This is a genomic window from Acidovorax benzenivorans, from assembly GCF_028680575.1.
GTDB lineage: Bacteria > Pseudomonadota > Gammaproteobacteria > Burkholderiales > Burkholderiaceae_C > Acidovorax > Acidovorax benzenivorans.
Genome location: NZ_JAPCKI010000025.1, coordinates 1 through 19,984, shown reverse-complemented (window position 1 = coordinate 19,984; position 19,984 = coordinate 1). Strand labels below are relative to the sequence as shown.

The 19,984-nt window shown below is 62.7% G+C and carries 28 protein-coding genes; 5 read left to right on the top strand and 23 right to left on the bottom strand.

The window, feature by feature from the left end; translation table 11 throughout:
• Positions 1-126: 126 nt before the first annotated feature.
• The 4 genes from OIN59_RS24325 to OIN59_RS24310 are packed head-to-tail and all read right to left on the bottom strand — an operon-like array spanning position 127 to position 4,570.
• Positions 127-345: a hypothetical protein gene (locus tag OIN59_RS24325; protein WP_274114662.1), complete on the bottom strand. Its 219-nt coding sequence runs from the start codon at positions 343-345 to the stop codon at positions 127-129.
• Positions 338-982 carry a response regulator transcription factor gene (locus OIN59_RS24320; protein ID WP_274114660.1) on the bottom strand — a complete coding sequence of 215 codons (645 nt, stop codon included), beginning with the start codon at positions 980-982 and terminating at the stop codon, positions 338-340. The genes OIN59_RS24325 and OIN59_RS24320 overlap by 8 nt, the downstream gene beginning before the upstream one ends.
• A gap of 5 nt (positions 983-987) precedes the next feature.
• Positions 988-2,403 (bottom strand): HlyD family type I secretion periplasmic adaptor subunit, encoded by a 1,416-nt coding sequence (locus OIN59_RS24315; RefSeq protein WP_274114658.1) that lies wholly within the window; start codon positions 2,401-2,403, stop codon positions 988-990.
• Between the two features lies 1 nt (position 2,404).
• Complete coding sequence (locus OIN59_RS24310; RefSeq protein ID WP_274114656.1) at positions 2,405-4,570, bottom strand: type I secretion system permease/ATPase; 2,166 nt, start codon at positions 4,568-4,570, stop codon at positions 2,405-2,407.
• Between the two features lie 94 nt (positions 4,571-4,664).
• Here OIN59_RS24310 and OIN59_RS24305 point away from each other — a divergent pair, with 94 nt between their 5' ends.
• Positions 4,665-5,375, top strand: coding sequence for an AraC family transcriptional regulator (locus tag OIN59_RS24305; protein WP_274114654.1), 711 nt, complete (start codon positions 4,665-4,667; stop codon positions 5,373-5,375).
• Between the two features lie 104 nt (positions 5,376-5,479).
• On the top strand, positions 5,480-6,313 hold the full coding sequence (locus OIN59_RS24300) for a DMT family transporter (protein ID WP_274114652.1): 834 nt from the start codon (positions 5,480-5,482) through the stop codon (positions 6,311-6,313).
• Between the two features lie 102 nt (positions 6,314-6,415).
• Here the strand turns inward: OIN59_RS24300 and ptsP are convergent, their stop codons facing one another.
• The 5 genes from ptsP to OIN59_RS24275 all read right to left on the bottom strand — a co-directional run bounded on the left by ptsP (position 6,416) and on the right by OIN59_RS24275 (position 10,870).
• Positions 6,416-8,173 (bottom strand): phosphoenolpyruvate--protein phosphotransferase, encoded by a 1,758-nt coding sequence (gene ptsP / locus OIN59_RS24295; RefSeq protein ID WP_274114650.1) that lies wholly within the window; start codon positions 8,171-8,173, stop codon positions 6,416-6,418.
• Positions 8,174-8,303: 130 nt separating this feature from the next.
• Positions 8,304-8,573 carry an HPr family phosphocarrier protein gene (locus OIN59_RS24290; protein WP_056058887.1) on the bottom strand — a complete coding sequence of 90 codons (270 nt, stop codon included), beginning with the start codon at positions 8,571-8,573 and terminating at the stop codon, positions 8,304-8,306.
• On the bottom strand, positions 8,542-8,994 hold the full coding sequence (locus OIN59_RS24285; RefSeq protein WP_274114647.1) for a PTS sugar transporter subunit IIA: 453 nt from the start codon (positions 8,992-8,994) through the stop codon (positions 8,542-8,544). Before OIN59_RS24285 ends, OIN59_RS24290 begins: the two co-directional genes overlap by 32 nt.
• Before the next feature lie 86 nt (positions 8,995-9,080).
• On the bottom strand, positions 9,081-10,340 hold the full coding sequence (locus tag OIN59_RS24280; protein WP_274114645.1) for an MFS transporter: 1,260 nt from the start codon (positions 10,338-10,340) through the stop codon (positions 9,081-9,083).
• Positions 10,337-10,870, bottom strand: coding sequence for a hypothetical protein (locus OIN59_RS24275; protein ID WP_274114643.1), 534 nt, complete (start codon positions 10,868-10,870; stop codon positions 10,337-10,339). Before OIN59_RS24275 ends, OIN59_RS24280 begins: the two co-directional genes overlap by 4 nt.
• 183 nt (positions 10,871-11,053) lie before the next feature.
• Here OIN59_RS24275 and OIN59_RS24270 point away from each other — a divergent pair, with 183 nt between their 5' ends.
• Entirely contained in the window at positions 11,054-11,557 is a 504-nt protein-coding gene (locus OIN59_RS24270) for a TlpA disulfide reductase family protein (RefSeq protein ID WP_274114641.1), read from the top strand.
• A gap of 240 nt (positions 11,558-11,797) precedes the next feature.
• Here OIN59_RS24270 and OIN59_RS24265 read toward each other — a convergent pair whose 3' ends face one another.
• Complete coding sequence (locus tag OIN59_RS24265; RefSeq protein WP_274114639.1) at positions 11,798-12,253, bottom strand: c-type cytochrome; 456 nt, start codon at positions 12,251-12,253, stop codon at positions 11,798-11,800.
• Between the two features lie 166 nt (positions 12,254-12,419).
• Here OIN59_RS24265 and OIN59_RS24260 point away from each other — a divergent pair, with 166 nt between their 5' ends.
• The gene (locus OIN59_RS24260) at positions 12,420-13,097 is read left to right on the top strand and encodes a cytochrome b/b6 domain-containing protein (RefSeq protein WP_274114637.1); all 678 of its coding nucleotides are present in this window, start codon (positions 12,420-12,422) and stop codon (positions 13,095-13,097) included.
• A 46-nt stretch (positions 13,098-13,143) separates the two neighbouring features.
• On the top strand, positions 13,144-13,635 hold the full coding sequence (locus OIN59_RS24255; protein WP_274114635.1) for a GNAT family N-acetyltransferase: 492 nt from the start codon (positions 13,144-13,146) through the stop codon (positions 13,633-13,635).
• A 71-nt stretch (positions 13,636-13,706) separates the two neighbouring features.
• On the opposite strand, the gene OIN59_RS24250 is transcribed toward OIN59_RS24255, so the two are convergent.
• From OIN59_RS24250 to OIN59_RS24190, 13 genes are all read right to left on the bottom strand, one after another.
• Positions 13,707-14,213, bottom strand: a complete 507-nt coding sequence (locus OIN59_RS24250; protein ID WP_274114633.1) for a peroxiredoxin — start codon at positions 14,211-14,213, stop codon at positions 13,707-13,709.
• A 204-nt stretch (positions 14,214-14,417) separates the two neighbouring features.
• Positions 14,418-14,687 (bottom strand): 30S ribosomal protein S17, encoded by a 270-nt coding sequence (gene rpsQ / locus OIN59_RS24245; RefSeq protein WP_056058906.1) that lies wholly within the window; start codon positions 14,685-14,687, stop codon positions 14,418-14,420.
• A 9-nt stretch (positions 14,688-14,696) separates the two neighbouring features.
• The gene (gene rpmC, locus OIN59_RS24240; protein WP_015012191.1) at positions 14,697-14,894 is read right to left on the bottom strand and encodes a 50S ribosomal protein L29; all 198 of its coding nucleotides are present in this window, start codon (positions 14,892-14,894) and stop codon (positions 14,697-14,699) included.
• 17 nt (positions 14,895-14,911) lie between these two features.
• On the bottom strand, positions 14,912-15,328 hold the full coding sequence (rplP, locus tag OIN59_RS24235; RefSeq protein ID WP_274114629.1) for a 50S ribosomal protein L16: 417 nt from the start codon (positions 15,326-15,328) through the stop codon (positions 14,912-14,914).
• 2 nt (positions 15,329-15,330) lie between these two features.
• Entirely contained in the window at positions 15,331-16,212 is an 882-nt protein-coding gene (gene rpsC, locus OIN59_RS24230) for a 30S ribosomal protein S3 (protein WP_218341851.1), read from the bottom strand.
• A 15-nt stretch (positions 16,213-16,227) separates the two neighbouring features.
• The gene (rplV, locus tag OIN59_RS24225; RefSeq protein WP_007847806.1) at positions 16,228-16,560 is read right to left on the bottom strand and encodes a 50S ribosomal protein L22; all 333 of its coding nucleotides are present in this window, start codon (positions 16,558-16,560) and stop codon (positions 16,228-16,230) included.
• A 9-nt stretch (positions 16,561-16,569) separates the two neighbouring features.
• Positions 16,570-16,845, bottom strand: a complete 276-nt coding sequence (gene rpsS, locus OIN59_RS24220) for a 30S ribosomal protein S19 (RefSeq protein ID WP_010467177.1) — start codon at positions 16,843-16,845, stop codon at positions 16,570-16,572.
• A gap of 10 nt (positions 16,846-16,855) precedes the next feature.
• Positions 16,856-17,680, bottom strand: coding sequence for a 50S ribosomal protein L2 (gene rplB / locus OIN59_RS24215; protein WP_274114621.1), 825 nt, complete (start codon positions 17,678-17,680; stop codon positions 16,856-16,858).
• 2 nt (positions 17,681-17,682) lie between these two features.
• On the bottom strand, positions 17,683-17,997 hold the full coding sequence (gene rplW, locus OIN59_RS24210) for a 50S ribosomal protein L23 (RefSeq protein WP_274114619.1): 315 nt from the start codon (positions 17,995-17,997) through the stop codon (positions 17,683-17,685).
• A complete protein-coding gene (rplD, locus tag OIN59_RS24205; RefSeq protein WP_008906425.1) occupies positions 17,994-18,614 on the bottom strand; it encodes a 50S ribosomal protein L4 in 621 nt (206 codons plus the stop codon). The genes rplW and rplD overlap by 4 nt, the downstream gene beginning before the upstream one ends.
• Complete coding sequence (rplC, locus tag OIN59_RS24200) at positions 18,614-19,288, bottom strand: 50S ribosomal protein L3 (RefSeq protein WP_274114616.1); 675 nt, start codon at positions 19,286-19,288, stop codon at positions 18,614-18,616. The genes rplD and rplC overlap by 1 nt, the downstream gene beginning before the upstream one ends.
• A gap of 232 nt (positions 19,289-19,520) precedes the next feature.
• Positions 19,521-19,832 (bottom strand): 30S ribosomal protein S10, encoded by a 312-nt coding sequence (rpsJ, locus tag OIN59_RS24195; protein ID WP_005796953.1) that lies wholly within the window; start codon positions 19,830-19,832, stop codon positions 19,521-19,523.
• A gap of 26 nt (positions 19,833-19,858) precedes the next feature.
• Positions 19,859-19,984, bottom strand: a 126-nt coding sequence (locus OIN59_RS24190; protein WP_456057495.1) for an EF-Tu C-terminal domain-related protein, incomplete at its 5' end; no start/stop codon positions are given.

Below are 19,984 nucleotides of genomic sequence, written 5' to 3'. Positions count from 1 at the left end.
ACCAGATACTTCTGGGCTTTTCGTCCAGAAGAACGGCAGTTGACTGATAGCTGTGAAGGCTACCGTCAGAGCCTGTGGATCACCATTGGACTTAGGTCCACTTTTGAGGATCGCCCCCCTGGACGCTCAAATCGTTTCGTTACCCGAGTCGTCGCCCAATAGATCCAGACTATTACTAAGCCGCGCACGGGTCTCCTTGCGCTCCAGCAACTTGTTCTGCGCAGCCAGCGGCAGGTCCGTGAAACGGATGACACCCCGTGCGATCAGCAATTCGATCAGGTCCTCCGTGACCCGGGCCAGCCCCGCATCTGAGGAACTCAAAGGATGAATGTTCTTGTCAGACATGACCATTGGACCCTTGGTTGAGGCGTAGCACCAGTTGTACGCGGTCACGCACATGGAGCTTTTCAAAGGTGGCGCCGAGATGGGCCTTTACCGTCCGCTCTGAAATAAAGAGTTTCTCTGCAATTTCCCTGTTCGAGAGTCCGCGAGCGACAGCCTGGGCCACCTCCAGTTCGCGCGAGGAAAGTAACCGCTGCAGATCTTCTTGACACGGCAGCGAGGCCTGCGAGGCCGTCAGGCTCCAGGTGGCGGCCGCCAGCCGCGCCACCAGCGTCGGCCCCACCCACAGACCACCATGCTGGACCACCACAGCTACCTCCTTCAGCATTTCAGGGACGGCAAAAAGGTGACAATACGCCCTCGCGCCCTCATTGATGGCACGCAAGCCCTCGCGGTCATCAGGCACGCCGGACACCACTACCACGCGGGTGGCGGGTGCTTGTGCAAGAACGGTCCGCAGCAGCTCTGGCCAATCGGCATACTCCGTGCTCAACCACGCTATGGTCGGCGCATCATCAGTCTTCCGCAAAGCCTCCATCAGCGCAGGCCTATCGGCTCTGCCAAAACAATTCCCAAAAGGGAAGGCCGTGCACCAACGGTCCGACGGCTGTACGGTGTCGCTGGCCAAGTAGTGGTGCATGGATTTCACCTCTCCGACAAGGCGTTGGCCTTGGCACGAAGCACAGGCTTGAGAAGATAGGCCAGCACGGTCTTCTTGCCTGTGAGGATGTCCACCTGCGCCACCATCCCGGGAATGATGGGCAGATTCGGCCCCAGACTGGCCTTGCGCGTGCGCACTCGCACCAGATAGTTGGCATTACCCTTTTCATCGACCACCGAATCGGCACTGATATTCACCACATCAGCCACCAGCCCCCCATAGATGGAGAAGTCGTAGGCCGTGAACTTAACCACGGCCTCCTGGCCTGGGTGCAAAAAGGCGATATCGCGAGGGCTCACCTGAGCCTCCAGGATCAACGCGTCATCCGAAGGCACGATTTCCACCACCTCCTTGCCCGGCTGCACCACCCCGCCCACGGTGTTGACCAAAAGGCGCTTGACCGTGCCACGCACGGGCGAGCGGATGTCGGCGTGCTTGACCTTGTCGGCCAGCGCGCGCCCACCCTCCGACATGCTGGAGAGCTTGCTCATGGTCTCCGACAGCTCGGCGCTCATCTGGTTGCGCGCCGTGAGCTGCACCTCCTCGATGCGCCTAGAGGCCTCCTGGATAGCCGCCTGAACCCTCGAAATCTGCGCATTCGCCTGTTCGCTATCACCTCGCAGCCGAGCCACCTCGCGATCAAGCCTCAGCACTTCCACCTCAGAAACGGCGCCCGTTGCCACCATCGGCTTGGTGGCATTGAGTTCTTTCAATATCAGCTCCAGCCCCCTTTCGGCCTGCTCCCTGCGCGCACGTACCTCGTTGAGTTCCTGCTGTCGCTGCATCAGCTGGTTCTGCGAAATGAACACCTGCGCGCTGATCTCGTCGCGCCGTGAGCGGTACAAGCGCATCTCCTGCGCCACGATGTCCGGAGCATCGCGCAACAGCTCTGGCGGGGGGATAAAACTTCCCCCTTGGGTCAGGGCCTGCAGGCGCAAGGCCTTGGCCTGCAGGGCCAGCAAGCTGGCCTTGCTTTCGAGCATGGTGGACATGAACCGGGTGGAATCCACACGCAGCAGCAACTGGCCGGCTTCCACGACCTGCCCTTCACGCACCGGCAACTCTTCCACAATACCTCCGTCCACACTCTGGATCACCTGCACCTGACTGGTAGGCACCACCTTACCGTCGCCCCGTGTCACTTCGTCCAGCTCGGCATATGCCGCCCAAAGCACCAGCAGCAGCAGAAAGAGAACCGCTAGGCGTAGCAGCGCACGGGCGCGTAGGGGTTCCTGCTGCAAGCGTGCCCAGTCTGCATCGTCCGCCCAGTCCAACGATTCGGCAGGCCCTGCAGGCGTGAGCCGCTTGACCATGCGGCCGAAGATGGAGTCGCTCGCTCCCCCACCCGTCTTGACGACGCGCCCGATCTGGTGGAAGGCTTTCTCGTTGAGTTCGGCCATGTCACACCGCCTTCCCGATGCGCCCCTGCCGCAAGGCCTGCACCACCTGCTCCTTGGGCCCGTCGGCCACCACACGGCCAGCGTCCATCACGATGATGCGGTCCACCAGCTCCAGCAGCGAGGTCCGGTGGCTGATGAGCACCATCGTGCGGCCCTTGGAAAAATCCGCCAGGCGGCGCTTGATGTCTTCTTCGCTCGAATGATCCATGGACGAGGTGGGCTCATCCAGCAGCAGCACGGCAGGATCGTTGATCACGGCCCGGGCAATCGAGACCCCCTGGCGCTGCCCCCCGGACAGCGACTCCCCCCGCTCCCCCACCAGCATGTCGAATCCCTGCGGGTGGGCATTGATGAGGGGCAGGATGCCGCCGATCTCGGCGGCCCGGACCACCGACTCGTCATCCACCAGCGGCGCCCCCAACGTGATGTTGTCACGCAGCGAGCCATAGAACAGCATCACATCCTGCTGCACATACCCCATCTGCCGCCGCAGCTCGGCGGGGTCCAGCTGGCGCAGGTCAATCCCGTCGATGAGCACGGCACCCGACGAGGGTCGGTACAACCCCAGAATCAATTTCTGCAACGTGGTCTTGCCCGAGCCGATGCGCCCCAGAATGGCAACGCGCTCTCCGGGTTTGATGTTCAGCGTCACATTGCGCAGAGATGCCGCCTGCTGGCCCGGGTATGTAAAGCTCACATCGCGGAATTCGATGCCCCCCTGGAGCCGTCCCCGGCTGATGAAGCTGACACCTTCGGGTCGGTCCACCTCACGCTTCATCATTTCATTGAGCGAGGTCAGCGCAGTGGACGCGGTGTGGTACTGCACCAGCAGCCCCGCCACCTGCCCCACCGGCGCCATGGCGCGGGAGGCCAGCATGGTGCAGGCGATCAGTCCCCCCATGGTGAGCTGGCGCTCGCCAATCATGTACACGCCCAAAATCACGATCACCAGATTGATGAGCTGCTGCAAAAAAGCCGAGCTGTTGCTGGCCGTCGCAGAGAGCAGGCGCAGCTGCACGCCCACTCGAGCCAGCAGGGCCGTGCTGCGCTCCCACTTGCGCTGCAGCGACGCCTCGGCGCCCAGGGCTTTCACGGTTTCGAAACCGACCAGCGCCTCGACCAAAGTGGCGTTGCGCTGTGCGCCCGCGCGGTAGGTGGTCTCGGACAGCTCATGCATGCGCCCCTGAACCGCCAAGGCATACAGCAGCATCACCAACGCCCCGATGAGCAGCGGAATCAGCATGGGCCAGGAAATCCAGCCAATCACCCCCACAAAGATCAACGCGAAGGGCAGATCGATGAACGCCACCACCGAGGCCGAGCTGATGAAGTCCCGCACCGATTCAAAAGACCGCAAGTTCGACGCGAACGACCCTGCCGATGCAGGCCGGTGCTCCATGCGCGTACCCAGCACCTTTTCCATGATGTGCGTCGACAGCTTCACATCCGCACGGCTGCTGGCCAGATCCACAAACCGCCCCCGCAAGGTGCGCAGCACCAGGTCGCCCACCAGCATGATGGACAGCCCCAGCGCCAGCACCCATAGGGTGTCCACCGCGTTGTTGGGCACCACGCGGTCGTACACATTCATCGTGAAAATGGGCATGCCCAGGGCGAACAAGTTGGCCAGCAGCGCGGCCAGCAGCACGTCGCGGTACAGGCCGTGGTTTTCTGCCAGCACCGACCAGAACCAGTGCCCATGCCGCCCAGCTTTCACCTGCGGCGCGCGCGCATCAAAGCGCTGGGACGGGCGCACATACACCGTGGTCCCCAGGTAGTCCGCTTCCAACGCGGCACGCGAAACCTGGATGGGAGCATCTCCCAGCTCAGGCAGCACGACTAGCGCCTCGCCGCGCCCTTCACTCCAGCCCAGCAGCACGCACGCGCGCTCCCCCTGCAACAGCAAAATCGCAGGGAGCAGCACATCCTTGACCCGCACCAGGGGCTCTCGTACCAACCGACTGCTCATGTGCACACGGCGCGCAGCACGTGCAAACAGGCTGGGCGTTAGCCGGTGCCGGTCTGCGGGCAGACCTGCCATTACCGCCTCGGGAGTGGACGGCAGCCCATGCGCCTTGGCGACGATAAGCAAGCACCACAATAACTCGTCGGGACTGCTCCCTGCAAGCTGCTCTGCAGGCGCCGTCACACCTGCATTTGAAACCATATGAATTCCTTGTTGCTCAATGTTTAAATTCACTCTAGCAACATAAATTCAAACCACGAAGCACTAAATGGCAGCTGCGGCTGCGTCTGCCCCCATGGACACCCCAGACCAACTCTCCCTGCGACGCTACGGTACCGCCCCTGGCAGCCACAGTCACGACCACTTCCAAATCCTGTTCGGCCTGTCGGGGGCCCTGGAACTGGAAGTGGAAGGGCGCGGCGTGCGGGTAGCGACCGGGGGAGGCTATGTCATCTCCCCGGGGGATCGGCACGATTTCGAGTCCGCCGGAGGCAGCCTGTGCCTGGTGCTCGACAGCGCCCACCCCGGTTGGGCCCTGTGCTCCAGCCCACTCCGCACCACCACGCTGCCCGCCGACACCCGCCCCCTGGCGCACTACCTGGCCAGCGCGCTGCAACAGGGCCTTCCTTTGGCCCAGACTCATGGCCCGGCCCTGCTGCTGGAGGCGTGGCTGGCTGACTCAGCTCCACACGCACCCTTGCCCCGCTACGCACGCCAACGCGCCATCGATTGGACTGCTCTGCAGCAATGGGCTGCACAACAGTGGCACCGCGAACTCACCGTGGCCGACCTGGGGGCGCAGGTGCACCTGAGCCCCAGCCAGTTTGCCGCCCGCTGCCGCGAGGACCAGGGCCTGAGCGCCATGGCCTGGCTACGCAGCCAGCGCCTGGCGCAAGCCCGACTGCTGCGGGGCACCGGCATGGCCGTGGCCGAGGTGGCGCGGCGCACCGGGTACCGCTCGCCCTCGGCCCTCACGGCCGCGCTGCGCCGGGCTGAACATCGCTAGTGACGGCGGACAACCGCTGACGACCATCCAAGAGCCTTGGTGCGCGACGACGGACCGGCGTTGCGCGACGATTCACGGCGGCGCGCGCGCGTAAGCTCGGCGCCATGCAAGCCAATCTGTACGCTCTGGGCGCCATCGCGCTATGGGCCTCTCTCGCCTCCCTGGGGGTGTCACTCACCCACATTCCGCCCTTCCTGCTCACGGGCGTTGCGCTCATCATCGGCAGCGTGCCAGCCTGGCCGTTTGTGCTGCGCGATCCTTCGCAGTGGCGCATTCCGCTGCGCACGCTCGCGCTGGGCGTGTATGGCCTGTTTGCCTACCACTTCCTGCTGTTCATCGCACTGCGCCATGCGCCGCCGGTGGAGGCCAATCTGGTCAACTACCTGTGGCCGCTGTTCATCGTGGTTCTCTCGCCCGTGGTGCTACCCGGTGTGGCGCTGCGCCTGCCGCATGTGCTGGCGGCGCTGCTGGGTTTTGGGGGCGCAGCCATCGCCATTGCAGGCGGGCGCGAGTTGAGCGGCACGCCGGCCTGGGGCTACCTGCCCGCACTGGCCGCGGCTTTCATCTGGGCCACGTACTCGCTTTTGACAAAACGCGTGGCGGCCTTCCCGACCACGGCCATCGGGCTGTTCGGGCTGGTGTCGGGGGTGCTGTCGCTGCTTTGCCATGGGGCGCTGGAGCCCGCTGTGACGCTGCTGCCGCGCGACTGGGCCTTGCTGGCAGTGCTGGGCCTGGGGCCGCTGGGGGCGTCGTTTTTCATGTGGGACAAGGCCCTCAAGCTGGGGGATGCCCGGCACATAGGCATCCTGAGCTACATCACGCCCCTGGCATCCACCATGCTGCTGATCCTGGTGAGCGGCCGCGCATTCACCTGGAGCATTGCGCTGGCCACCGTCATGATCATCAGCGCGGCCGTGATCGGGATGCGAGCGCGCTGACACACAAGAATTTAGCCAAATCGACCAATAGCGCTTAGAGAACATGCCTCAGCAGCTATCATTTTTGGAGCAATCAACAGAGCCCCTCAGGCCGTTAAAGCGCTAGGCCGTCAGTAGCACGGCAGGTGCGTCGCCTTCCAGCACCTGCTGCGCCCAAGGCGCGAGCTTGCGCGTGTCGGCACGCAGCACCTCCTGCTTGACGGCCAGGATCTGCGCGGGGTGCATCGAAAAACTGCGCAGGCCCAGGCCCAGCAGCAGGCGGGTCATGGCCACGTCGCCCGCCGTCTCGCCACACACACACACGCTCTTGCCCTGGCGCTCACCCTCGGCGATCACATCGCCCACCAGGCGCAACACTGCGGGGTGCAGCGGGTCGTACAGATGGGCCACGGCCTCGTCAGCGCGATCGATGGCCAGGGTGTACTGGATCAGGTCGTTGGTGCCGATAGACAGGAAGTCGAAATACTTGAGGAAGGTGCGCACCATGAGCGCGGCGGCAGGCACTTCGATCATTGCGCCCAGCTGCACAGGCCCGTAGGGCTCGCCACGCGCATCCAGCTCGGCGCGGGCCAAATCGACCTGGGCGAGTGTCTGCTGGATCTCGTGCGTGTGCGCCAGCATGGGGAACAGCAGGTTCACCTTGCCATGCGCCGCCGCCCGCAGCACGGCGCGCAACTGGGTGCGGAACATGGCCGGGTCAGCCAGGCTCCAGCGGATGGCGCGCAGGCCTAGCGCGGGGTTCAGGTAGCTGTCCTTGTGGGCCTTGTTGTCCAGCGGCTTGTCGGCGCCCACGTCGATGGTGCGGATGGTGACTGGCAAGCCCTGCATGCCGTCGATGGCCTCGCAGTAGGCGCGGTACTGCTCGTCCTCGCCGGGCAGGTTGCCGCTTTTGCCCATGAACAAAAACTCGCTGCGGAACAAACCCACGCCCACGGCGCCTGCGCGCACGGCGGCGACCGCGTCGCCCGGCTGCTCGATGTTGGCCAGCAGCTCGATCTTGTGACCATCAATAGTGACGGCGGGCGTGTGGCGCAGGCGGGCAAGGCGCTCGCGTTCCAGCTCGACCTGGCGCTGGCGAAATCCGTATTCGGCCAGGATGATGGGCGACGGGTCGACGATGACCACGCCCGCATCACCGTCGATGATGACCCAGTCGTCCTGCCGTACCAGCTGGCTGGCTGCGCGCGCGCCCACTACCGCCGGGATGTCCATGCTGCGCGCCACGATGGCAGTGTGGCTGGTCTTGCCGCCCACGTCGGTCACAAAGCCCGCGAACACGCTTTGTTTGAACTGCAGCATGTCGGCGGGCGAGAGGTCGTGCGCCACCAGCACCAGAGGCACATCCACCGTATCGTCCAGCAGCAGGTCTTGTTGCGTCTTGCGGCGCGGGCTGCTGGCCGGTGGCGCCACGGGGCTGGCCACACCTTTCATGTAGCGCAGGATGCGCTCGACCACCTGCTCCAGGTCGGCCTTGCGCTCGCGCAGATACTCATCCTCCATCTCGTCGAACTGGCGCGCGATCACTTCGAGCTGCGTGGTCAGCGCCCACTCGGCGTTGTACAGGCGCTCGGTGATCCAGTGCTTGACACCACCCGTGAGGGCCTCGTCCTGCAGCAGCATCAGGTGCACATCCAGCAGCGCGGCCAGCTCGTGCGGCGCATCGGTAGGCATGTCGATCTGCAGGCGCTGCAGCTCCTCGACCACGGCATTGCGCCCCTGGCGCACGCGTTCGATCTCGCCTTCGACCTGAGCGGGCTCGACAAAGTAATGCGCTACATCCACACGGCTGGACGCCACCAGCACGGCCCGGCCAATGGCAATGCCGCGTGCGACTGCGAGGCCGTGGACGGAGAAGGTCATGGTGGTGCGATCCGGTACAAACGTGCGAGAAGGGCCACGTCAGCCCGCCGCCCGGCCGCCCGAAGGCGGGCTGGGCCCCCTTGGGGGGCAGGGAGCGACACGCAGTGCGCGACCGTGGAGGCGCTATTCATTACTCACCCTCGCCAAATTTGTCGGCGATGAGCGCCAGCAGGGCATCCATGGCCTCCTGTTCGCGGTCGCCGTTGGTTTCCAGCTCTACCTCGGAGCCCAGGCCAGCAGCCAGCATCATCACGCCCATGATGCTCTTGGCGTTGATGCGGCGCTCCCCCTTGCTCATGAAAACGTCACACGGGAAGCTGCCAGCCAGCTTGGTGAGCTTGGCCGATGCGCGGGCGTGCAGGCCCAGTTTATTGCTGATGGTCGTACGAGTCTTGATCATGTCGGTTACGGCGGTTCTGGTTCTGCGGTGCGGAGATGGCCACCTGCATCACCCCTTGGGTGCCCCCCACCACGGCGCGGGTCACCACGGAGTCGAGCGGCTCGTTCCGGTAGCTCACGGCGCGCAGCAGCATCGGCAGGTTGACGCCCGTCACCAAGCGCGAGCGCACGCCATCTACCAGGCGCTGCGCCACATTGCAGGGCGTGGCACCAAACACGTCGGTCAGCACCAGGGTGGTGTCAGTGCCCAGTTGGTCCAGCATGATGCGCGCCTGGGCCAGCGACTCTTCGGGGGGCTGGTTGGGCTGCACGTCCAGCGCCGCCACGCTGTTGCCGCAGTCTGAAAACACGTGCAGCGCACATTCACGCAGCGCGTGGGCCAGTGGGGCGTGGGCAATGATGAGGATGCTGGTGGGGGTCATGGTCATGACTTACGCACAGCAGCGCATCAACGAATCGCTTGCCACAAGGACGCGGCCCGTTGTTGCAACTTGATTTGCGTAAGTCTTCATGGTGCAGAGGTTTGCAGCACATTATGGCGCCGCCCCCGCAGCATGAACCACGCATAGGCACTCGCGTTGCATGCCAGGTACACCGCCATGGCCGCCTGGAACGCTGGCACGGTGGCCAGCCCGGCGGCTGCAAAGGCGTCCACCGCCAGGCCAATGCCCCACTGCACCACAAACACGCCCGCAAAAATCACCAGGTTGTAGGCCGACAGCGCGCGCCCTGCCAGCGCCTGCGGAAACGCCATGGCCACGGCCGGTTGCGACAGCGACACAAAGGTGCAAGACACACAGAACAAGGCCCAGGCGCCGCCCCCTGCCTGGGGCCCGGCCAGGATGATGCCCAGCAACACCACCAGGCACAGCGGCAGGCCCATCGCCATCAAACGATCGGCACCAAACCCCTTGCGCAGCAGCCAGGGATTGACCATGCCCCAGGTCCAGAAGGTGCACAGCATGGAGACGTTGATCCAGAACAGGCCCGTCGCCGACTCCAGGGCGGTGTAGCCCGCTACACGCTGCATCCACGGCCCCGCCCACAAAGTCTGCATGGCCACCATGCCGCCGTAGCAAAAGAAACCCAGCGGTGCGAGGCGCTGAAAGTACGGATGCCGCCACACCACACCATAGCCCTGGGGCGCAGGCGCCACATCGGCACTCGCTCCCACAGGTGCGGAGTTGGCCGGGCCCCAGCGGGGCACCCAAACAGCGATGACCACCATGGCCACCGCGATCAGCACTGCCAGCGCCCAAAACAGCGGGCGCCAGCCCACCAGCGGCAGCGCCCATTGCACTGGCAGCGTGGACGCCACCATGCCCAGCGAGCCTGTCATCAGCATCCACGAATTCGCCCGCATCTGCGCCACGGGCTCCAACCAACGGCGGTAGCCGGTGAGCGGTGCCATCAGGCACGCGCTGACGCCCGCACCACACAACACCCGCCCGGCGAGCAGACCCGAAAACCCCGTGGCCGCCGAGAACACCAGGCTGCCCACCACGGCCACGCCCAGGAACCCCAGCGCAACCTTCTTGGGGCCATGGCGGTCCAGCCACGTGCCCAAAGGCAGCTGTGTGGCCGAGAAGCCCAGAAAGTACCCGCCCGCCAGCAGCCCCAGATCCCGCGCCTGCAGCGAGAACTCCTGGGCCAGCGTCGGCGCCAAGGTGGCCGTGACGGCGCGCACCAGCGCCGACAGGAAGTACGCAAACGCAAACGCCAGAAAGACAATGACGGCGGCCCGCCGTGGCAACACGCTGCTGCTCATGGCAGCGCCAGACCGGCAAAGAACTGGTCGGCCACGTCCGGCCTGGGCTTGGCGGTGTAGACGACGGCGTGGTATAGCCGCACTTGCGGGCCTGCCGCACGCGCAAACCACACGGCCTGTGCCGTGACTGCGCTGCCATCAGGGCGCTGGCCCTGGGCCACCGTGCGCACCGATTGCAGCAGGGGCAAGGCGCCACGCGGCGCGTAGGGAACATCTTTGGCCCCCGCCTCAGCGCCCGCCCCCAGGCGTGCCAGCATGGCAGTCCGCCAGTGCGTGAGTGCTGCGCCCACCTGGGCCGGGTCGGCCAGGGCTGCGTGAGACACCGCAAAGGTCGCGCCATCGGCATCGCAGCCCACCATGGACAACTCCACCGGTGCGCCAGCCAGCTCCACGGAGCGGGTGGCCTGATCGGGCTTGCACGGCAGGGTGATGGTCAGGCCCGCTTCAGGCAGCGGCACGGTGCGCCAATTCAGCGCGGGGCTGCAGCCCGCGATCAGCAGGGCGGCGGCCCCGGTCAATGTCCATTTCATCGGGGCATTATCGGCAGAGCAGCCCCGGTCGGCTGGCCGATCCGTTTTGTGGCGAACTTTTCGCGGCGCGTCGAGTCCAGAAAGGGTGTTGCAGGCGCCCTGGCGCGGCGCACGGGTAGCTCCGGCACAATGCGGGGGTGGGGGCATAGGCCCCGTGTTTCCTTTTGGATGGGTGGTGAAGTCATGGCGATCAAGCATTGGGCAGCAGGTGTGACAGTGGCAGCGTTTGCCGCTGTGGGCGCCTATGTGTACCTGGACACGGGCCGCGCTGAAGCCCCCGCATCCACCTTTGTGCTGCTGGACGGCTCCAGCAAATCCACATCCGACCTGAAGGGCAAGGTCACCCTGGTCAACTTCTGGGCCACCAGCTGCACCACCTGTGTGGCCGAAATGCCCGAGATCGTGGCCACCTACAACAAGTACAACAGCAAAGGCTTTGACACCCTGGCCGTGGCCATGAGCTACGACCCACCCAGCTACGTGGTCAACTTTGCCGAGACGCGCAAGCTGCCTTTCCAGGTGGCCATCGACAACACTGGCAATGTGGCAAAGGCCTGGGGCGATGTGCGACTCACGCCCTCCACCTTCATCGTGAACAAGCGCGGTGAGATCGTGAAGACCTATGTGGGTGCCCCCAACTTCCCCGAGTTGCACCAGTTGATCGAAAAGCTCCTGGCAGAGACCTGAGCCGCTACAACATCTCCTAAAACAAAAGGCCAATTTCAAGCGAAATTGGCCTTTTGTGCTTATGGATCCAGCGCGAGCAGCTATCAAATTTGAATACTGACGTCCATCACTGACGTAGCGGCAACCCAGCGGATACCGCGCAAGGGCGGCGCCGTCGCGCTGGCGTCGCCCCCAGTCCAGGATGCGCGGCAATTCGAGAGAAGGGAGAGGCGGCACAGCCGCCCACTCAGGGGGTTGCTTTTACTTCGCGCGGAAGTTGTCGTGGCAGGCCTTGCAGGTGCCAGCGGCAGCGCCAAAAGCGGTCTTGAGGTTGTCCAGGTTGCCCGTCTTGGCGGCGGCGGCCAGCTTGACGGACTCGGCTTCCAGCTTCTCGGCATGGTCCTTGAACTTGGCTTGTTCGGTCCAGATCTCTGGCAGGGCCTTGGTGGATGCGCCCTTGTCGGTGCCCGGGCCAAAACCTGCCCATGGCAACTTGGCCATGTGGGCCACAACATCGGCGTTCTCCTGCGCCACCTTGGCGTCGAAAGGCACACGGCCGTTGGCCATGGCGCCCAGGCGACCGAAGTGCTGCCCCATCACAAACAGCGCGCTTTGGCGGTATTTGATGGCGTCTTCAGCCTTGGCAAATTGGGCGGAGGCGGGGGCTGAAAGGGTGAGGGCAGCCGCCGCCAAGGTCAACGCAACAAGTGCTTTCATCGGAACTTCCTTTTTTCGTGGGTGGAACAAAATGGTGCCTTCCAAGCCTGCGCAGTATGCCGGTTTGGGCACCGTTGTGCTGAGGCAGGGTGGTTACAAGCCCTGCCGCACAATGCCGCATACACCTCCACCCATCCCTCACTTCGGCGCACCGCCCTTGACCACCATGACGCAGCACACCGTACGCATCTGGGACCTTCCAACCCGCATCTTTCACTGGGCCCTGGCGGCCTGCATCGTGGCACTGGCCATCACAGCCAAAGTGGGCGGCAATGCCATGGTCTGGCACTTTCGCCTGGGCTACACGGTGCTGGCGTTGCTGGTGTTCAGAGCAGTCTGGGGGCTGATGGGCGGTCGCTGGTCACGCTTTTCAGCGTTCCTGTATTCGCCTGCGCGCTTGCTGCGGTACTTGCGCGGCACGCCCCATCCCGAAGACAGCATTGGGCACAGCCCGCTGGGCGGGCTGTCAGTGTTTGTTTTGCTGGCAGTGCTGGTAGCCCAGGTTGGCACCGGCCTGCTGAGTGACGATGAGATCGCCTTCGCTGGGCCGCTGACCTCTTATGTTTCGAACGCGGTGGTGGGGCTGGCCACGAGCTATCACAAGGACATCGGGCAGTTCCTGCTACTGGGGCTGGTAGGCCTGCACGTGCTGGCCATCATCTTTTATGTGCGTGTGCGCAAGCAACAGCTCATCCGGCCCATGCTGGACGGAGACAAGACGCTGCCCCAAGCTGCCACGCCCTCCCGTGACGACGCAACGAGCCGCACCGTGGCATTGGTGGTGCTGGCCCTGAGCGCGGCATTGGCCTGGTGGGTGTCTTCATTGGCTGCGCCAGCGTTCTGACCGAAGTCGCTACACTGGCGGCTCCCTCGTTTGCATGCTCTGCGCTTTGGACAAGCCTTCCATCTCCCTGAGAACCCCTGCCTCGCCCGCCGAATGGGATGCGGTCAGAAACATCTTTCGCGAGTACGCCAGCACGCTGGGCGTGGACCTGTGTTTTCAGGACTTTGAGTCTGAACTGGCACAGTTGCCCGGCGACTACGCCGAACCCCGTGGCGCCCTGCTGGTCGCCGAAGTCGAAGGGGCCGTGGCAGGCTGTTGTGCCCTGCGCCCGCTGGACAACGCCGATTACCCCAACGCCAGCGAAATGAAGCGCCTGTATGTGCGCAAGGCATTTCGGGGCTTTGGCTTGGGCCGCGAGCTGGCCGAAGCCATGCTGGACCGGGCGCGGCAGGCTGGCTACGCCTGCGTGTTGCTCGACACGCTGGACGATATGGAGTCGGCCCGTGCGCTATACACCGACCTGGGCTTCGAAGAAATCCCGCCCTATTACCATAACCCCATACCAGGGGCGCATTACCTCAAGGCCGATATTTCTTGACCGATTGGGTCGCTGGCGCACGATGTACATGCACCAGCCGCTATCCATTCAGTAGCATTGACCGCGACGTATCAAGCCTTGGCCTGCGCCAGCAGGGTGTCGGCGTCGCTCACTTCGAACTTGCCCGGCGCTTCGACGTTGAGCGCCACCACCTTGCCATCGCGCACCAGCATCGAGTAGCGGTTGCTGCGCAGGCCCATGCCCTTGGACGTCAGGTCCAGGGTGAGGCCCGTGGCTTGCGCGAAGGCGGCGCTACCGTCACCCAGCATGCGCACCTTGCCATCGGTCTTCTGGTCGCGCGCCCAGGCGCCCATCACAAACGCGTCGTTCACGCTCACGCACCAGATTTCATGAACACCCGCCGCCTTGAACTCGGCAGCCTTTTCCACAAAACCAGGGACATGTTTGGCTGAGCAGGTGGGTGTGAAGGCACCAGGCAATGCGAACAGGGCAATTGTCTTGCCCGCCGTGGCCTTGTCCACCGCCACGGGATTCGGACCAATGCTGCAGCCTTCGCCCTCGACTTCGGAATATTCCATCAGCGTGGCTGCGGGCAGGGTATCACCGACTTTGATCATTGTTTTCTCCTAGGGATGTTGGGATGGGATGTTGGGATGGGGTGTTGGACCCCGAGAACGCCGTGCCTCGTAACGTCCCTCTCCTGGGCACTTGGCATCGTGCGCACTAAAGGGGAGCCCATAAAGCAAAACGACCCACATTGTGGGTCGTTTTGAAGGGCTTTGCCGCCCAGGGGCTTGCCCCGGGGCGCCATGGTCAGCTGCTTACAGCAGGCCAGCCTTTTGCACCAAGCGGGTAGCCACCCAGTTCTTGGTCTTGGAGAGCGGACGGCTCTCGGTGATTTCGATCACGTCGCCCAGCTTGTACTCGCCATTTTCATCATGGGCGTGGTACTTGCTCGACTTCGCAACGATCTTGCCGTAGAGCTCGTGCTTCACACGACGCTCAACCAGCACGGTCACAGTCTTTTGACGCTTGTCGCTGACCACCTTGCCAATCAAGGTGCGCTTGAGGGATTTTTTAGGTTCCGTCATATGGGCTCCTTACTTGGCGGCTTGCTTTTCAGCAAGAATGGTCTTGGCACGTGCGATATCACGGCGGGTGGTGCGCAGCGTGTTGGTGTTACCCAGTTGCTGCGTAGCCTTTTGCATGCGCAGGCCGAAATGGGCCTTTTGCAGTGCCTTGATTTCGGCTTCGATGCCGGCAACGTCTTTTTGGCGCAGTTCAGTAGCTTTGGTCATTTTCATGGTCTCCTGAATTACGCGCCAAGGTGACGGCTGACGAACGTGGTGCGCAGCGGCAGCTTGGCAGCAGCCAGGCGGAAGGCTTCGCGGGCCAGTTCTTCGGGCACGCCGACGATCTCGAACACGATCTTGCCGGGCTGGATTTCGGCCACGTAGTACTCGGGGTTGCCCTTACCGTTACCCATACGCACTTCTGCGGGCTTGGTAGAGATTGGCTTGTCCGGGAACACGCGGATCCAGATACGGCCGCCACGCTTGACGTGACGGGAAATCGCACGGCGCGCAGCTTCGATCTGACGGGCCGTCAGACGGCCACGATCGGTGCACTTCAGACCGAAATCACCGAACGCAACGGTAGCACCCCGTGTTGCGACGCCAGTGTTACGGCCCTTTTGCTCCTTGCGGTATTTACGGCGAGCAGGTTGCAGCATAGTTATTCTCCTTTACCGTCCGCTGCTGTAGCGGGCGCGGCGACTTTGCGTACGCGCTTAACGGCATTGTTATCAGCGCCACCAGCTTCCGCTGGCTTATCGCTGCCGTCGGCTGGAGCAGTGTTGCCACCGACAGGACGACGTGGGCCACGGCCTGCGCCTGGACGGTCGCCACCTGGGCGGCCATCACGGCGTGGACCACGTGGGCGGCGCTCTTCGTCTGGACGAGGCGTTTCCACGGCAGGCAGGTCATTGCGGCCCAGCGTGTCACCCTTGTAGACCCAGACCTTGACGCCGATCACACCGTAGGTGGTCTTGGCTTCAGAGGTACCGTAGTCGATGTCCGCACGCAGCGTGTGAAGTGGCACGCGGCCTTCACGGTACCACTCGCAACGAGCGATTTCGATACCGTTCAGACGACCGGACGACATGATCTTGATGCCCTGGGCACCCAGACGCATGGCGTTCTGCATGGCGCGCTTCATGGCGCGGCGGAACATGATCCGCTTTTCGAGCTGTTGCGTGATGCTGTCGGCGATCAGCTTGGCATCGATTTCAGGCTTGCGCACTTCTTCGATGTTCACTGCGACAGGCACGCCCAGGCGAGCAGCGAGTTCCTTCTTCAGGTTCTCGATGTCTTCACCCTTCTTGCCGATCACCACACCAGGACGTGCCGAGTAAATGGTGATGCGGGCGTTCTTGGCAGGACGCTCGATCAGGATGCGCGACACGGCCGCATTCTTGAGCTTGGCCTTCAGGTACTCGCGCACCTTGATGTCTTCAGCCAGCATGCCCGCGAAGTCGCGGTTGCTGGCGTACCAACGGCTGGACCAGTTGCGGCTGACCGCAAGGCGGAAGCCGGTAGGATGGATTTTCTGTCCCATAGTCTTCCCGAGCCTTTAGTTGCCAACCGTCACGTACACATGGCACGTGGGCTTGCTGATGCGATTGCCGCGGCCTTTGGCGCGCGCGGTGAAGCGCTTGAGCGTGGTGCCTTGTTCGACGTAGATGGTCTTGACCTTCAGTTCGTCGATGTCAGCGCCATCGTTGTGTTCGGCGTTGGCGATGGCCGACTCCAGAACCTTCTTGACGATTCCCGCAGCTTTTTTCTGCGTGAAGTTCAGGATGTTCAGAGCCTGGTCCACTTTCTTGCCGCGGATCAGATCGGCGACCAGACGGCCCTTGTCGACCGACAGACGGACGCCCCGGAGGACTGCACGTGTTTCAGACATGGTCGTTCCTTACTTCTTCGCTTTTTTGTCAGCGGGGTGACCCTTGAAGGTGCGCGTCAGGGCGAATTCGCCCAGCTTGTGGCCCACCATCTGGTCGGTGACATAGACAGGTACGTGCTGCTTGCCGTTGTGCACGGCAATGGTCAGACCGATGAACTCGGGCAGAACCATAGAGCGACGCGACCAGGTCTTGACTGGTTTCTTGTCCTTGGTGGCAACGGCCTTTTCGACCTTGGCCAGCAAGTGATGGTCAACAAATGGACCCTTTTTAAGAGAGCGAGTCATCTGTTACCCCTTACTTCTTGCGACGCGACACGATCATGATCTGTGTGCGCTTGTTGTTACGGGTGCGATAACCCTTGGTCAGATTGCCCCAAGGATCGACTGCATGGCGGCCTTCGCCGGTGCGGCCTTCGCCACCACCGTGAGGGTGATCCACTGGGTTCATGGCAACGCCGCGAACCGTAGGACGAATACCCATCCAGCGCTTCACACCGGCCTTGCCCAGTTGGCGCAGGCTGTGCTCTTCGTTAGCCACTTCACCAATGGTGGCGCGGCATTCGATGTGGATCTTGCGAACTTCACCGGAACGCATACGCACCTGGGCGTAGATGCCTTCACGGGCCAGCAGCGTTGCCGAAGCACCTGCCGAACGAGCGATCTGAGCACCGGCACCGGGCTTGAGCTCGATGCAGTGAATCGTCGAACCCACGGGAATGTTGCGAATCGGCAGTGTGTTGCCAACGCGGATCGGGGCTTCCGAACCGCTCATCAGCGTTGCGCCAGCTTCAAGACCGCGGGGAGCAATGATGTAACGACGCTCGCCGTCGGCGTAGCACACCAGAGCGATGTGGGCCGTACGGTTGGGGTCGTACTCGATGCGCTCAACCTTGGCCAGAATGCCATCCTTGTTGCGCTTGAAGTCCACCACGCGGTAGTGGTGCTTGTGACCACCGCCCTTGTGGCGAGTGGTGATGTGACCATTGTTGTTACGACCGGCCTTCTGGAATTGTGGCTCCAGCAGGGGGGCGTACGCTTCACCCTTGTACAGGTGGTCACGCGTGACCTTCACCACAGCACGTTGGCCGGGCGAGGTAGGTTTCATCTTAACGACAGCCATGATTACGCGGCCTCCCCGGAGAGGTTCAGCTCTTGACCTGCCTGCAGCGTGACGTATGCCTTGCGAACATTGTCGCGGCGGCCGACGGTCTTGCCGAAACGCTTGGTCTTGCCTTTGGTGTTCACCACAGAAACGCCCTTGACTTCTACCTTGAACATCAATTCCACAGCGGCCTTGATTTCGGGCTTGGTAGCGTTCTGCAGCACCTTGAACGTCACTGCATTGGACTTCTCAGCAACCATGGTGGCCTTTTCGGACACGATGGGAGCGACCAGCACTTGCATCAGACGACCTTCGTCAAACTTGAGTGTGCTCATGCGAACATCTCCTTGAGTTTGTCGATCGCACCCTTGGTGACGAGCACTTTCTTGAAACGCACCAGCGACACGGGATCGGCGTAACGGGGCTCAACCACGAGCACGTTCACCAGATTGCGCGAAGCCAGGTACAGGTTTTCGTCCACTTCGTCGGCAATCACCATCACCGATTGCAGATTCATCGCCTTGAACTTGTCTGCCAGGACCTTGGTCTTGGGGGAATCAAGCTTCAGCGAATCGACCACAGCCAGACGGCCTTCGCGGGCCAGCTGCGACAAGATGGCAGACATACCGGCGCGGTACATCTTCTTGTTGATCTTCTGCGTGAAATTTTCGTCAGGCATGTTCGGGAAAATCCGACCGCCCCCGCGCCACAAAGGCGAGGAAGTCATACCTGCACGTGCGTTACCCGTACCCTTTTGCTTGAAAGGCTTCTTGGTCGAGTGACGAACTTGCTCACGGTCTTTCTGAGCGCGAGTGCCTTGGCGTGCGTTGGCCTGATAGGCCACCACGATCTGGTGAACCAGATCTTCGTTGTATTCACGACCGAACACGGTTTCCGGAACATCCAGCTTGGATGCACCTTGGCCCTGGTCATTCAGGAGTTCGAGCTGCATTAGTTCGCTCCTTTGGAGGCTTTGGCCTTGACCGCTGGACGCACCGTCACGAACCCACCCTTGGAGCCCGGAATAGCGCCCTTGATCAAGAGCAGTTGACGCGCTTCATCGATGCGGATGACATCGAGGTTTTGCGTGGTCTTGGTGACATCGCCGAGGTGGCCCGTCATGCGCTTGCCGGGGAACACGCGACCTGGGTCTTGTGCCATACCGATAGAGCCAGGCACGTTGTGCGAACGGCTGTTACCGTGCGACGCGCGCTGCGAGCTCATGTTGTGACGCTTGATGGTACCGGCGTAGCCCTTACCGATGGAGGTGCCTTGCACGTCCACCTTCTGGCCGACAGCAAAAACATCAGCCACAGGCACTGCAGCACCAGCGGCGTACTTGCCGGCGGTTTCTGCGGTCACGCGGAATTCCTGGATGACTTCACCGGCTTCCACACCTGCCTTGGCAAGGTGGCCGGCTTCTGGCTTGGTCACACGCGATGCTTTGCGCGAACCGAACGTGACCTGCAGGGCCACGTAGCCATCGTTCTCTTGGGTTTTGACCTGGGTAACGCGGTTGTTGGATACATCCACCACCGTGACAGGCACTGCGTCCCCATCATCGGTGAACAGACGCATCATGCCCACTTTGCGACCCAGCAACCCGAGGGAGTTGCTCAGACTCATTGGTTTTCTCCAAAACTCTCACCGCCGCAACTTCAATTGGCTACGGCGTTTCCGCAAGCTCTCGCCTGCGTGCATGAAAGAAGGTTAATAAAACTCCGCTGACAAGCGCCGTTTGACGGACGTAAATCGAGCGAAGCCCTAAAGTATAACGCGAACTGCTTTTTCAAGCAAGTTCGCGTTATTTCAGTCACTGCAAGGCGGGTGAACCCACCTCGCAGCAGCCATTGCTACATCACTGCAGCTTGATTTCGACGTCCACGCCAGCAGGCAGGTCGAGCTTCATCAGGGCGTCCACGGTCTTGTCCGTAGGATCCACGATGTCCATCAGACGCTGGTGCGTGCGGATTTCGAGCTGGTCGCGGCTGGTCTTGTTGACGTGCGGCGAGCGCAGGATGTCGAAACGCTTCATCCGCGTCGGCAGGGGCACGGGGCCCTTGACGATGGCGCCGGTGCGCTTGGCGGTGTCAACGATCTCGGCAGCGGACTGGTCGATCAGCTTGTAATCAAACGCCTTCAGGCGGATACGGATTTTTTGCTTGGACATGGCAAGTTCCTTGTTCTGCTTGTGAATTAAGCAATGATCTTGGCCACGACGCCAGCGCCCACGGTACGGCCGCCTTCGCGGATAGCGAAGCGCAGACCTTCTTCCATGGCGATGGGGTTGATCAGCTTCACAGTGATCGACACGTTGTCACC